This window comes from Kocuria sp. MNB10 (assembly GCF_054073685.1).
This window is the reverse complement of the sequence record NZ_CM133411.1, coordinates 22,103-35,798: the sequence shown is the minus strand read 5'-3', so window position 1 is coordinate 35,798 and position 13,696 is coordinate 22,103. Positions and strand designations below refer to the sequence as shown.

The following is a 13,696-nucleotide window of genomic DNA, read 5'->3' as shown; positions in this document are numbered from 1 at the left end:
GGCCGGTCGCGCATGGCGTGACCGGCCACGTGCGCCGTGACCGAACGGTGCGGGCGGCGACGTCGCTCGGTACCGCGTCCGCGGCAGGTGAGCAATGCGTCCGCGGCACGTCCTTACTGCGTCCGCGGCACACCGGCACCGTTGTCCGCGGCGTGTCGGCGCGGGCTTAGACTGGGACATCAGCCCGCGGGGGCTCATGTCCGGCCTCCCGCGGTCGCGGCGACGATGAGGAGGCCACGGATCATGTCCAGCCAGTCCGAGAACGGTGGTGCCCAGGCACCCGTGGGCTCCGCGGTCACGTCCTCCGGCGCGCCCTCCGCTCAGGAGGCGTCCCGTCCTAATGCCGCCCCGCCCGCTCGCCCGAGTGCGGCGCGCGGTGACTTTGGGGGCACCCACTTCGTCCTGCCCGCCTCTCGGTCCGTGTTCGGGCGGGCGGTCTTCCCGGGGCGCAGCGAACGCACCCGCTCGACCCTCTCGGTGCTCAGCGGTGAATCGGTCCCGAGCTCGCCCATCCTGGTGCCCCTGCTGCGCACGGTGCAGAACACCCATCCCGAGGAGGACCTCTCGGTCCTGGAGCGGGCCTTCACGGTCGCGGACACCCACCACGAGGGACAGAAGCGCAAGTCCGGGGACCCGTACATCACCCACCCGGTGGCCGTGACCACGATCCTCGCGGAACTCGGGATGACCGGTGCCACGCTCGTGGCCGGTCTGCTGCACGACACCGTGGAGGACACGTCCTACACGCTCGAGCAAGTGCGCGAGGAGTTCGGCGAGGAGGTCGCCGCGCTCGTGGACGGCGTGACCAAGCTGGACAAGATCCAGTACGGGGAGAACGCGCAGGCGGAAACCGTGCGCAAGATGATCGTGGCCATGGCCAAGGACATCCGTGTGCTGGTCATCAAACTCGCGGACCGTTTGCACAATGCCCGGACCTGGCGCTTCGTCTCCTCCGAGTCCTCCGGGCGCAAGGCGCGCGAGACCCTCGAGATCTTCGCTCCTTTGGCCCACCGACTGGGCATGAACACGATCAAGTGGGAGCTCGAGGACCTGTCCTTCGCGGCCCTGCACCCCAAAGTGTACGAGGAGATCGTGCGCATGGTGGGGGAGCGCACCCCCGAGCGCGAGCGGCACCTCGCGGAGATCCGCGGTCAGATCGCCGAAGCGCTGGACGCCTCCGGGATCGAGGCCACCATCACGGGCCGGCCGAAGCACTACTACTCGATCTACCAGAAGATGATCGTGCGGGGTAAGGACTTCGACGAGATCCACGACCTGCAGGCCGCGCGCGTGCTCGTGAACTCCGTGCGCGAATGCTATGCGGCGTTGGGCGTGCTGCATGCCAAGTGGCGGCCGCTGCCCGGGCGGTTCAAGGACTACATCGCCATGCCCAAGTTTAATATGTACCAGTCCTTGCACACCACGGTGATCGGGCCCGCGGGGCGTCCCGTGGAGATCCAGATCCGCACCCATGAGATGCACCGCCGCGCCGAGTACGGCGTGGCCGCGCACTGGAAGTACAAGGACAAGGTCAACCAGGCGAACTCCGCGACTCCCAAGGCCAAGGAGGGTGAGCTGAACTGGCTCAGCTCCCTGGTGTCGTGGCAGGAGGAGGCCAAGGACTCCTCGGACTTCCTGGATTCGCTGCGCTATCAGATCAACACCGCCGAGGTGTACGTGTTCACGCCCAAGGGCGAGGTCATGGCCCTGCCCACGGGGTCCACGCCGGTGGACTTCGCGTACGCGGTGCACACCGAGGTGGGCAACCGCACGATCGGCGCGCGCGTCAACGGCAAGCTCGCCCCGCTGTCCTCCCGGCTGCAGCACGGGGACCGCGTGGAGATCCTCACGTCCAAGTCGGAACAGGCCGCTCCGTCCCAGGACTGGCTCAAGTTCGTGGGCTCCCCGCGGGCGCGCACCAAGATCCGGCAGTGGTTCTCCAAGGAACGCCGCGAGGAAGCGATCGAACGGGGCAAGGACCAGCTCACCCGGGCGCTGCGCAAACACCAGCTCCCGCTGCAGCGCACGGTCACGAGCGAAGCGCTGCTCGCGGTGGCCCAGGACTTCAACCGCGGCGACGTGGCGGCGCTCTACGAAGCCATCGGTTCGGACGCCGTGGGCGCCCACCAGGTCGTCGACAAGTTGTTGCAACACCTGGGCGGTGCCGAGGGCACCGAGGAGGACCTCGCCGAGACCACGCGGGTGACCCAGCCCGTGCGCTCCGGCGTCGTGGACGCGGGTGTGCTCGTGCAGGGGGCCTCGGACGTCTACGTCAAGATCGCCCGGTGCTGCACCCCGGTGCCCCCGGACGAGATCGTGGGTTTCGTCACGCGCGGGTCCGGGATCTCAGTGCACCGCAAGGACTGCGCCAACATGCGGGTCATCCCGGAGGACGACGACCGGATCAAGGACGTCTCGTGGGCGCCCACCCAGTCCTCCCTGTTCCTCGTGGAGATTCAGGTGGAGGCCCTCGACCGCAAATCCCTGCTCTATGACGTGACCAAGGCGCTGTCGGAGAACCACGTGAACATCCTCTCGGCCCAGGTGCACACCTCGCGGTCCCGGTTGGCGATCTCCCGGTTCTCGTTCGAGATGGGGGACACCCGCTACCTGGACCACGTGCTCAACCAGGTGCGCCGGATCGACGGCGTCTACGACGTCTACCGCACCTCGGGACACCGCCCGGTCAACTCTTGACGGGTCCGCCCGCGCGTCCGGCCTCGAGCGCCCGTGCGAGCTTGCGGACGCGGGCGATCGCGACCCGGCGCCCCGGCAGCTTTGCCAGGGCCTCGAGTTCGGCGAGCAGATGCTGCGGTGAGCAGTGCAGGCGCGGTGCGCTCAGTAGGGCGAGCAGAGCGGCGTCGCCGGCCGGGCCGGTGACGTGTATCGCGAGGTCCACGGCCGTGCGCAGGGGAGTGGTCAGTGTGATGCCGTGGTGGACCACGAGGTCCCGCGGCGCGAACCCCGTCTGGTGGATCACGAGGCCCGGCGGCACCGTGGTGGTTGTGCGCGCGGACTTGTCCACGAGGATCGTCACGGGCGAGGGCTCGGGCGCGCAGCGGTAGAACCACGCGGCTCCGAGCCGCCCCAGCACACCCCGCCGTTGCAGGTGCCCGGGCACGACCCTGCTCACCACCGTGGCTCTTAACTGGAGCGTGGGGGCGGTGGTCGCAGGTACGTAGGCGTCGAGCAGTTCGCGGCGCAACAAACCGTCCTCGGTCATCGCGCTCAGTTCGGCGCGGCTGAACGGGTGGCCCGGGAGCAGGACGAGGGGCGCGGTGGTGCCGCGAGCGGTGAGCACGGAGGTCATGGACCCATCCCACCCCACGGCGTACTGGAAGGGCAGGGCAGCGCACCGATTGTGGAGAACGCCCGTGGACCGAGACCTGCGGCGCGCTCCCACGCCACGGTGCGCGGGCCGGTGCCGTACGCATCGCGCGCCGAGGCGAGGAACGCCCCCACCCTTAGGAACCAGTGGAACGCCCCCGTCCCGGCAAACCGGGGACGGGGGCGTTCCTGCAGTCAGCGGCAGAAGATCAGCGCAGTTCGGACGCCGTGGCCTGCAGCGTGGCGAGCCACTGCTCGCTCGTGGCCAGGTCCTTCTCGAGTGACGCGGCCTTCTTGGTGTTGCCACCCGCACGGGCGGCCTCGAGGGCAGCGCGCTGATCGGCGATCTTGTTCTCCAGCTGGGACAGCATGGAGTTGGAGCGCGCCTTGGTCTCGGGGTCGGTGCGCCGCCAGCGGTCGTCCTCGGCCTTCTTCACGGCGTCCTCCACGGCGCGCAGTTCGTTCTCCACGCGGCGCATGTGGGCGCGCGGGACCTTACCGGCCTCCTCCCAGCGCTGCTGGACGGACGCGAGCTGCTTCTTGGCGGCGTCGAGGTCCTTGACGGGCAGGATCTGCTTGGCCTCGGCGAGCAGCTGCTCCTTGACCGTGAGGTTGCCCGCGTACTCCTGATCGATCCGCTCGTTCGCGGCGGTGCGCGCGGAGAAGAACGCGTCCTGGGCGGCGCGGAACCGAGCCCACAAGGCGTCGTCCTCCTTGCGGGACGCGCGCGGGGCCTCCTTCCACCGGTCCATGAGCTCTCGGTACTTCCCGGCGGTCTCACCCCACTCGGTGGACGAGGACAACGCCTCGGCCTCCTTGATCAGGCCCTCCTTGACGCGCTTGGCCTTGGCGTTGGTCTCGTCCAGGGACGAGAAGAAGGCCTTGCGGTGCCGGTCGAACGTGGTGCGGGCCTTGCGGAAGCGCTTCCACAGGGCGTCCTCGTCCGATTTGGACAGGCGTCCGCCAGAGCGCTGGTGGTCCTGCCACTGCGAGAACAGCTCCGCCATGCGCGCGGACGAGTGCTTCCACTGCGTCTTGGCGGGATCCTGCGCGGCGACCTCCTCGGCGGCCTCCACGATCGCGGTGCGGTGCGCGAGCTGCTGCGCCTTGGCGGCCTTGGTCTCCTCGCGTTCGCGGTTCAGAGCCACCTTGATCGCGTCCTCGAGGGTATCCAGGCGCGTGGAGAGATCCGTGAGATCGCCCACCATGGTGTGCGCGTCCACCTGCTCGCGCACGTGGTCCACGGTCTTGCGCATGTCACCGGCGGGTGCCTTGGCGGCGATGCGCTGTTCAAGCAGTGCGACCTGCGCCTCGGCGTCGTCGAACTTGCGCGCGAAGTACGCGAGCGCCTCGTCCGGTGTGGCGTCCGGGAACTGCCCGCACGCGTACTCGGTGCCCTGCACGCTCACGTACACGGTGCCGTTCTCGTCCGCGCGGCCGAAGGCCCGAGCGCGTTCCACGGAATCGGCCGGGGCGAGCGCGGCGTGGGTGCCCTCCGCGGGACGTGGCTGAGCCGCCGCCGGTGCGGGCGCGGGTGCCGCGTTCGGGGTGGGTTTGGGGGTCGACGGCGCCGCGGGCCTGGGCGCGGACGCCGTGGGGGTGGCCGGTCCCGGGACGGGACGGCGGTCGTCGGATTCAGGACGTTCTGTCACCGCTACAACTCTTTCTGCACGACCCCGCCGGCGCTGCCCGCAGCTGCGGGCGTCGCGGTGGGGTTTCCCATGGTGGACACCGGCCATCCTATCGAGCCGCGCGGCTTAGACTGGCAGCTGACACCGTCCGCGCTCGCGCATGCCCCGGTTCCGGGGGTTGCTCGTACGACGACGCCTCGCCGCCCGGGGCTTCCACGGCGCACAGGCCGAGCCCCGGACCGCCCGAGACCCACTACCGAGGAGTTCCCACCCATGGCCCGCACCACGTCTCTGTCCGGTTTCCCCGAATGGCTCCCGGAGGAACGGATCGTGGAGCAACACGTGCTGGACTCCCTGCGCAGGACCTTCGAACTCCACGGCTTCTCCTCGATCGAGACGCGCGCGGTGGAGACCGTGGAGCAGTTGCTGCGCAAGGGTGAGATCGACAAGGAGGTCTACGGGGTCTCCCGGCTGCAACAGGACGAGGACTCCTCCCGCGAGGACGCGCTGGCGCTGCACTTCGACCTGACCGTGCCGTTCGCCCGCTACGTCGTGGAGAACAGTGGCTACCTCACGTTCCCATTCCGCCGCTACCAGATCCAGAAGGTGTGGCGCGGCGAGCGCCCCCAGGAGGGCCGGGCGCGCGAGTTCACCCAGGCGGACATCGACGTGGTGGGGGACGGCACGCTCGCGTTCCGCTACGACGTGGAGCTCGCGCTCGTGATGATCGAGGCGCTGTCCGAGCTGCCCATCCCGCCGTTCGTACTGCGGGTCAACAACCGCAAGCTCGCCGAGGGTTTCTACCGCGGTGTGGGTCTCACTGACGCCCCCGCGGTGCTGCGTGAGATCGACAAACTCGAAAAGATCGGCGCCGAGCAGGTCTCCCGGAATCTCCAGGACACGGTGGGTGCCACGCCCGAGCAGGCGGAGGCCGCGCTGTCCCTCGCGGCGATCCGCACCGAGGACACGTCCTTCGTGGAGCGCGTGCGGGAACTCGGTGTGAGCAACAACCTGCTGGACGAAGGCCTGAACGAACTCGCCGAGGTCGTGGGGGAGGCCTCCCGCCGCGCCCCCGGCAAGGTCGTGGCGGACCTGTCCATCGCCCGCGGTCTGGACTACTACACAGGCACCGTGTACGAAACGGTCCTCGTGGGTCACGAACAGCTCGGTTCCGTGTGCTCAGGTGGTCGCTACGAGTCCCTCGCGTCCTCCGGGAAGAAGACTTACCCCGGTGTGGGCCTGTCAATCGGTGTGACCCGGTTGGTCACCCGGATCCTGTCCCGCTCCATGGCCCAGGCCTCCCGTTCGGTGCCCTCCGCGGTCCTCGTGGCCCTGAACGACGACGCATCGTGGTCCGCCGCGCAGGACGTCGCCGGGCAGTTGCGCGCTCGCGGGATCGCGACCGAGGTGGCCGCCACGGCTCAGAAGTTCGGCAAGCAGATCCGCTACGCCGAGCGCCGCGGCATCCCGTTCGTGTGGTTCTCCTCGGTGGCCGAGGACGGGAGCCCGACCCACGAGGTCAAGGACATCCGCTCGGGCGAGCAGGTGGCCGCGGACCCCGCATCGTGGCAGCCGCCCGCCGAGGACCTGCACGCCACGGTGCTGCGCGCGGCCACCACGAACGACTGACGCCGGCTCTGTCCTCCGAGAGGCGTGCCCGCGCGCGACGGCCGTGCCCGCGCGCGACGGCTTGTAGACTCGCGGGGACGGGAGCACGCCCTGCTCCGGGGCGCCCGATCCGGTGCGGCTCCGCGGGCACTCGGTGCGACGCGCTCCGCCGGCCCGCGATCCCGACCATCCCATTGATTGAAAAGGTGAATGCACTTGTTGCGAACGCATGAACTCGGCACGTTGACCGTCGAGAACATTGGACAGACCGTCACTCTGGCGGGCTGGGTCGGCCGGCGCCGCGACCACGGCGGCGTGGCGTTCGTGGACCTGCGTGACGCCTCCGGCGTGGCGCAGGTCGTGGTGCGTGACGAGGAGCAGTTCCACCAGCTGCGCAACGAGTACGTCCTGCAGGTCACGGGCACCGTGGAGCGCCGCCCCGAGGGCAACGAGAACCCCAACCTGCCCTCCGGTGAGGTCGAGGTCATGGTGGATGAGCTCACCGTGCTCAACACCGCGGCCCCCCTGCCGTTCCAGATCGACGAGCACGTGGAGGTGGGCGAGGAAGCCCGCCTGAAGTACCGCTACCTGGACCTGCGCCGCCCGCAGCCCGCCCGCATCATGCGGCTGCGTTCCGAGGTCAACCGGGTGGCCCGCACCCTGCTGCACGAGCAGGGCTTCACCGAGGTGGAGACCCCCACCCTCACCCGTTCCACTCCCGAGGGCGCGCGTGACTTCGTGGTGCCGGCACGGCTGTCCCCGGGCTCCTGGTATGCGCTGCCGCAGTCCCCGCAGCTGTTCAAACAGCTGCTGCAGGTGGGCGGGATCGAGAAGTACTTCCAGATCGCCCGCTGCTACCGGGACGAGGACTTCCGCGCGGACCGCCAGCCCGAGTTCACCCAGCTGGACGTTGAGGCCTCCTTCGTGGAGGAGGACGATGTCATCGCCCTGGGCGAGCAGATCGTGAAGTCCCTGTGGGCTCTGATAGGCGTGGACGTCTCGACCCCCATCCCGCGCATGACCTACGCCCAGGCCATGGCCGACTACGGCTCCGACAAGCCGGACCTGCGCTTCGACCTGAAGCTCACGGAGCTCACCGAGTACTTCAAGGACACCCCGTTCCGCGTGTTCCAGGCCCCGTACGTGGGTGCCGTGGTCATGCCAGGCGGTGCATCCCAGCCCCGCCGCCAGCTCGACGCGTGGCAGGAGTGGGCCAAGCAGCGCGGCGCCAAGGGCCTCGCCTACGTGCTGTTCAAGGAGGACGGCGAGATCGCCGGGTCGGTGGCCAAGAACATCTCGGAGGAGGAGAAGGCCGGACTCGCGGAGGCCGTGGGCGCGAAGCCCGGCGACTGCGTGTTCTTCGCCGCGGGCGGGGCCAAGACCTCCCGCGCGCTGCTCGGTGCCGCGCGCGTGGAGATCGGCCATCGCGTGGGCCTGATCGACGAGAATGACTGGGCCTTCGTGTGGATCGTGGACGCGCCGCTGTTCGAGCCCGCGTCCGAGGCGGTCGAGTCCGGCGACGTTGCCGTGGGCTCCGGTGCGTGGACGGCCGTGCACCACGCGTTCACGTCCCCCAAGCCCGAGTTCATGGACACCTTCGACACGGACCCCGGCTCCGCGCTGGCCTACGCGTACGACATCGTGTGCAACGGCAACGAGATCGGCGGCGGTTCCATCCGCATCCACCGCCGGGACGTGCAGGACCGCGTGTTCCGCGTGATGGGGCTCAGCGAGGAGGACGCCCGGGAGAAGTTCGGCTTCCTGCTGGACGCCTTCCAGTTCGGCGCGCCCCCGCACGGCGGCATCGCCTTCGGCTGGGACCGCGTGGTCGCGCTGCTCGCGGGCACCGAGTCCATCCGGGACGTCATCGCGTTCCCCAAGACCGGCAACGGCTACGACCCCCTGACCGCCGCGCCTGCGCCCATCACGGCGCAGCAGCGCAAGGAAGCCGGCGTGGACGCCAAGCCCGAGCCCAAGAAGGCCGAGGCGCCGCGCGAGGCAGCCTCCGCCGACAAGGGCGGCGACGCGAAGTAACGCCATCGACACGTGACACCGTCGCTACGCGCTGCGGGGCCGCCGATCCGGGATGTCACCCCGAGGTCGGTGGCCCCGCCGCGCGAGTGTGATGGACTGACGCCATGAGAATCGTGCTGCAAGTGGCGTCGCGGGCCCGTGTCACCGTGGGTGAACGGGTCACGGGCGAGATCACCGGCCCCGGGCTCGTCGCGCTCGTGGGGGTCACCCACTCGGACACCCCGGAGATCGCCGCGCAGCTCGCGGTCAAGATCGCGGGACTGCGCATCCTGCCGGGGGAGACCTCGTGCGAGGACCGCTCGGCCCCGGTGCTCGTGGTCAGCCAGTTCACGCTGTACGGGGACGTCCGGAAGGGGCGCCGACCGTCGTGGTCCCGCGCCGCCCCCGGGGACGTGAGCGAACCCCTCTTCGAGGCATTCGTGGCGGCGCTGCGTGAGCGCGGTCTGCCGGTGGAGACCGGGGAGTTCGGTGCGCACATGGAGGTCTCGCTCATCAACGACGGGCCCGTGACCCTCGTGGTGGACAGCGACGAGCTGCAGCGCCCGCGTCGCGGCTGAACCCGCGGCGGCCCGTGCGTGTCCGGGGCGGGCAGTAGGGTCGAGGCGTGAGCGATGCATTGTTCGACGTCCCGGATCCCCTGAGCGAGGACGGGTCCGGCCCATCCGCCCACGCGCGGGACCGGGCCCCGTCCCGCGCGCGCTCCCGCGCACCGCTCGCCGTGCGCATGCGCCCCCGCACCGTGGACGAGGTCGTGGGGCAGAAACACCTGTTGCGCACCGGCTCGCCCCTGCGCGGACTGGCCGCGGGGCGCTCGGGGCTCACAGCGGCGTCGTCGGTCATCCTGTGGGGCCCGCCGGGCACGGGCAAGACGACGATCGCGCACGTGATCGCGCGCGGCCACGACACCACCTTCGTGGAGCTGTCCGCCGTCACGGCCGGCGTCAAGGACGTGCGGCGCGTCATGGACGAGGCACTGACCGCGCGCGACCTGCACGGGCGCACCACGGTGCTGTTCCTCGACGAGATCCACCGGTTCACCAAGGCACAGCAGGACGCATTGTTGCCCGGGGTCGAGAACGGGTGGGTGGTCCTCGTGGCCGCTACAACCGAGAACCCCTCGTTCTCCGTGATCGCGCCGCTGCTCTCTCGCTCGCTGCTGCTGACCCTGCAACCGCTCGAGCGCGCGGACATCGGGGAGTTGCTCGACCGCGCGGTGACCGACCCGCGTGGGCTGGACGGCGCCGTCGTCCTGAGTCCCGAGGCGCGCGAGCACCTGCTGGACGTCTCCGGGGGAGACGCGCGCAAGGCGCTCACGTCCCTCGAGGCGGCGGCGGCGGTCGCGCTCTCCCACGCGGCGGCGTCGGACGACGACGCCCATGGCGCCGCGCGTTCCGGGGCCGAGGGCTCGGGTACGGAGGGGTCGGGAGCCGACGCGTCGGACGACGGCGCGGCCGAGCCCGGGGCAGCGGGCGAAACCCCCGACGCATCGGTCGTGACCGTGACGCTGGAGCACGCGCAGGAAGCCGTCAACCGCGCGGCGGTGCGCTACGACAAGCAGGGGGACCAGCACTACGACGTCGTGAGCGCGTTCATCAAGTCGATCCGCGGCTCGGACGTGGACGCCGCGATGCATTACCTGGCCCGGATGATCGAGGCCGGGGAGGACCCCCGGTTCATCGCGCGCCGGCTGATCATCAGCGCGTCGGAGGACATCGGTCTCGCGGACCCCACGGCGCTGCAGACGGCGGTCGCGGCCGCCCAGGCAGTGCAGTTGATCGGGATGCCCGAGGGGCGGATCCCGCTCGCCGAGGCCGTCGCACATCTGGCCACCGCGCCCAAGTCGAACGCCGCGTACCTGGCCATCGACGAGGCCATCGCGGACGTCCGCGCCGGACGTGCGGGGCCCGTGCCCCCGCACCTGCGGGACTCGCACTACCCGGGCGCGAACGAGCTCGGCCACGGCGCGGGCTATGTCTACGCCCACGACACGCCCAACGCGGTGGCCACCCAGCAGTACCCGCCGGACGAGCTCGTGGGGAAGGACTACTACCGGCCCACGGGGTACGGCCACGAACGAGACCTGGCGCAGCGCGTGATCCGGTTGCGCGACATCGTGCGCGGCGACACCCGGCCGTAGGGCGCGGCTACGACGGTGCGTGGTCAGGGCCGTGCTCCCGCGCCGTCCACGTGGTCCAGCACATCCTTGGCGGTCAGGTCGTCGATCACCAGGTCCGTCACCGCGCCCGACCGCAGCGCACCCACGATGCCGCGCACCTTGTGCCGCCCGGACACCACGCACACACGGCGGGGGATCCTGGAGAGATCGGCGGGGGTGGGTCCGGAGGCCCGCCGGTTCAGCTCGATGTCCGAGTAACTGCCGTCCTCGCGGATGAAGACGGTGCAGATATCCCCGACGACGCGGTGCCCGCTCAGACTGCGCAGCTCGGACGAGCTGAGGTGGCCCTCCGTGTAGACCTGGGACAGCACCGGGCCGTGGAAGGCCCCCACGCTGAACACCGCCAGGTCAACACTCGCCCGGGCCGCGAGGATGCGGCGGACCGAGGATTCCTGCCAGAGCAGCGTCCGGGTCTGTTCCCAGTCGAAGAAAGCGGGGGTCGGGAACGGGTACAGCTCGGCGTTGAAGGCCTGCGCCAACGTCGAGAGCAGTGGGGCGGACGCATCCGTGCCGGCCGTCCGCGGCCCGGCGGCCCCGTTGAGCTGCACCACCGAGACGTCCTGGGTGTTGGTGTGGCGCACGTGAGAGGCGATCGCGGAGGTCGTGGTGCCCCACGCGACCCCCAGGGACGTCCCGTCCTGGACCCACGACGCGAGTAGTTGTGCGGTGTAGCGCGAGACCGCGTCGAGTCGTTGGCCGCTATGCGACGCCCGCTGGGTCCCCGCGATGTGCGCCGTGACCCGGAACGTGTCGTGGATGCGACGGGACAGCCGGTCCGTGGGTGTGTCGGGTGGGCGCAGGGTGATCGTCACGATGCCCCTGGCTTTCGCATCCGCCAGCATGCGCGAGACCGTGGACCGTGAGACCCCCAGCCGCTCGGCCACGGCACCCATGGTCATGTCCTGCACGAAGTACAGTTCCGCGGCTTGGTAGAGCAGTGAATCGTCGTGCATCGCCCCTCACCTCCCGTGCACACTTGTGCAAATAGGTTGAGCATACGTGCATCGGCGCGACATGGTAGTGCGCACGGCTACGAAATGGGATGTACGTCACATCCCGGTGCGTAGCGTGGTCCGCAAGAACTGCGGGCCACACCGCATCCACACCGACATTGAGTGAGGAAGATACTGTGACTGCCACCCAATTGAATTCCGAGACCCGTCAGGCCGCGCTCCGTGAAATGAGCGAAGGGGCCGAGTTGGACGTCCTGGTGATCGGCGGTGGCATCACGGGGGCCGGCATCGCGCTGGACGCGGCCACGCGAGGGCTGCGCACCGGCATCGTGGAGGCCCAGGACTGGGCGGGAGGGACGTCCCGCTGGTCGTCCAAGCTGGTCCACGGTGGCCTGCGCTACCTGCAACAGTTCGACTTCAAGCTCGTCACGGAGGCGCTGCACGAACGGGAGCGCCTGCTGTACACGCTGGCTCCCCACCTGGTGAAGCCCGTCCCCTTCCTCTACCCGATCCTGCACCGGTTCTGGGAGCGCCCCTACGTGACGGCGGGCGTCGGTCTCTACGACACCCTGGCCCACGTGGGTTCCAAGGTCGCGTCCATGCCCTTCCACCGTCAGCTCTCGCAGCGCGGCGTGAAGGAGGCGTTCCCCAGCATCAAGCCGGGCGTCATGGTGGGCGCCGTCAAGTACTGGGACGGTCGCGTGGACGATGCCCGTCTGGTGCTGACGCTCATCCGCACGGCCGTGGGCTACGGCGCCCTGGCCGCGACCCGCACGCGAGTCACGGAGCTCCTCAAGAACGACGACGGCGCCGTCGTGGGCGCGCGCGTCACGGACCTGGAGACCGGTACGCAGCACGAGATCCGCGCCCGCAAGGTCATCGCGGCCACCGGCGTGTGGACCGAGGAGACCCAGGACATGGCCCACACGGACGGGGGCCTCAAGGTCCTCGCGTCCAAGGGCATCCACATCGTGGTGCCCCGGGACAGGATCCGCGGCGAGGTGGGTCTGATCCTGCAGACCGAGAAGTCGGTACTGTTCGTGATCCCGTGGGAGCACTACTGGATCATCGGCACCACCGACACCCCCTACGAGCAGGACATCTCGGCCCCCGTGGCCACGGCCGCGGACATCGACTACGTACTCGAACACGCGAACGTGGTCCTGGACGAGCCCCTGACCCGGGACGACGTCATGGGCACCTACGCGGGTCTGCGGCCGTTGCTGCAGCCGGGCGTCAAGGAGGGCACGGAAACCGCGTCCACCAAGATCTCCCGCGAGCACACGGTCGCGGAGGCGACCCCGGGTCTGATCTCGATCGCCGGCGGCAAGTTGACCACCTACCGGATCATGGCCCAGGACGCCGTGGACTTCGCCCTCGGCAAGGAGCGCGCCAAGAGCCTGCCCTCGGTCACCGACCGGACGCTGCTCCACGGTGCCAACGGGTACGTTCCCATGACCCGCCAGGCGGACCGGATCGGCGCACGCCACGGCTGGAGCGACGACATGGTCGAGCACCTGTTGAACCGCTACGGATCGGCCATCACGGAGATCGAGGACCTCGTGGCGGAGCAGGAGGATCTGGCCCGGCCGCTCGCGGCGGCGCCCGCCTACCTGCGGGCCGAGGTGGTCCAGGCGGCGCGGCACGAGGGTGTCCTGCACGTCGCGGACGTCTTCGAGACCCGGACCCGGATGTCCTACGACCAGCCCGATCACGGTCTGGCCGCGGTCGAGGAGGTCGCCGATCTGCTCGCCGCCGAACTGGGCTGGGACGACGCCCGCAAGGAGCAGGAGATCGAGGCCTACCGCGCCGTGTGCGCCGCCGAGGACGCCGCCGCGCAGACCACGGACGACGCCTCCGCGGCGGCCGCGCGCAGCGCAGCCCCCTCGCTCAACACCCTGTGACGTAGGCGGGCGTCCCGTTCCCGCCGACACCGCTTCCCGGTGGCTCACGCCATCGGGAGGCGG

Annotated in this window: 9 protein-coding genes; 6 read left to right on the top strand and 3 right to left on the bottom strand. The window is 70.1% G+C overall.

Translation table 11 applies throughout. From position 1 onward, the window contains the following. The first annotated feature begins 243 nt into the window (after positions 1-243). Entirely contained in the window at positions 244-2,697 is a 2,454-nt protein-coding gene (locus ACW9PK_RS00145; RefSeq protein WP_457016193.1) for a RelA/SpoT family protein, read from the top strand. On the opposite strand, the gene ACW9PK_RS00140 is transcribed toward ACW9PK_RS00145, so the two are convergent. Both ACW9PK_RS00140 and ACW9PK_RS00135 read right to left on the bottom strand, forming a co-directional pair. Beyond that, positions 2,687-3,310, bottom strand: coding sequence for a type IV toxin-antitoxin system AbiEi family antitoxin (locus tag ACW9PK_RS00140; protein ID WP_085106003.1), 624 nt, complete (start codon positions 3,308-3,310; stop codon positions 2,687-2,689). The genes ACW9PK_RS00145 and ACW9PK_RS00140 overlap by 11 nt on opposite strands. A 226-nt stretch (positions 3,311-3,536) precedes the next feature. Continuing rightward, positions 3,537-4,979, bottom strand: coding sequence for a DUF349 domain-containing protein (locus tag ACW9PK_RS00135; protein WP_457016192.1), 1,443 nt, complete (start codon positions 4,977-4,979; stop codon positions 3,537-3,539). 252 nt (positions 4,980-5,231) lie between these two features. Here ACW9PK_RS00135 and hisS point away from each other — a divergent pair, with 252 nt between their 5' ends. The 4 genes from hisS to ACW9PK_RS00115 all read left to right on the top strand — a co-directional run bounded on the left by hisS (position 5,232) and on the right by ACW9PK_RS00115 (position 10,737). Beyond that, positions 5,232-6,587 carry a histidine--tRNA ligase gene (gene hisS / locus ACW9PK_RS00130; protein ID WP_144931833.1) on the top strand — a complete coding sequence of 452 codons (1,356 nt, stop codon included), beginning with the start codon at positions 5,232-5,234 and terminating at the stop codon, positions 6,585-6,587. Positions 6,588-6,782: 195 nt separating this feature from the next. Then, positions 6,783-8,600: an aspartate--tRNA ligase gene (aspS, locus tag ACW9PK_RS00125; RefSeq protein WP_368835258.1), complete on the top strand. Its 1,818-nt coding sequence runs from the start codon at positions 6,783-6,785 to the stop codon at positions 8,598-8,600. A 104-nt stretch (positions 8,601-8,704) separates the two neighbouring features. After that, positions 8,705-9,157: a D-aminoacyl-tRNA deacylase gene (dtd, locus tag ACW9PK_RS00120; protein WP_368835259.1), complete on the top strand. Its 453-nt coding sequence runs from the start codon at positions 8,705-8,707 to the stop codon at positions 9,155-9,157. Positions 9,158-9,204: 47 nt separating this feature from the next. Further along, on the top strand, positions 9,205-10,737 hold the full coding sequence (locus ACW9PK_RS00115; RefSeq protein WP_270258992.1) for a replication-associated recombination protein A: 1,533 nt from the start codon (positions 9,205-9,207) through the stop codon (positions 10,735-10,737). Between the two features lie 23 nt (positions 10,738-10,760). Here ACW9PK_RS00115 and ACW9PK_RS00110 read toward each other — a convergent pair whose 3' ends face one another. Next, positions 10,761-11,729, bottom strand: a complete 969-nt coding sequence (locus ACW9PK_RS00110) for a sugar-binding transcriptional regulator (RefSeq protein WP_368844115.1) — start codon at positions 11,727-11,729, stop codon at positions 10,761-10,763. 176 nt (positions 11,730-11,905) lie between these two features. Between ACW9PK_RS00110 and ACW9PK_RS00105 the strand changes: the two genes are divergently transcribed. Next, on the top strand, positions 11,906-13,633 hold the full coding sequence (locus tag ACW9PK_RS00105) for a glycerol-3-phosphate dehydrogenase/oxidase (RefSeq protein WP_290658012.1): 1,728 nt from the start codon (positions 11,906-11,908) through the stop codon (positions 13,631-13,633). The last annotated feature ends 63 nt before the right edge of the window (positions 13,634-13,696 follow it).

Coding starts and splice junctions, on each gene's coding strand:
- ACW9PK_RS00145 (WP_457016193.1), top strand. CDS start 244: ATGTCCAGCCAGTCCGAGAACGGTGGTGCCCAGGCACCCGTGGGCTCC.
- ACW9PK_RS00140 (WP_085106003.1), bottom strand. CDS start 3,310: ATGACCTCCGTGCTCACCGCTCGCGGCACCACCGCGCCCCTCGTCCTG.
- hisS (WP_144931833.1), top strand. CDS start 5,232: ATGGCCCGCACCACGTCTCTGTCCGGTTTCCCCGAATGGCTCCCGGAG.
- dtd (WP_368835259.1), top strand. CDS start 8,705: ATGAGAATCGTGCTGCAAGTGGCGTCGCGGGCCCGTGTCACCGTGGGT.
- ACW9PK_RS00110 (WP_368844115.1), bottom strand. CDS start 11,729: ATGCACGACGATTCACTGCTCTACCAAGCCGCGGAACTGTACTTCGTG.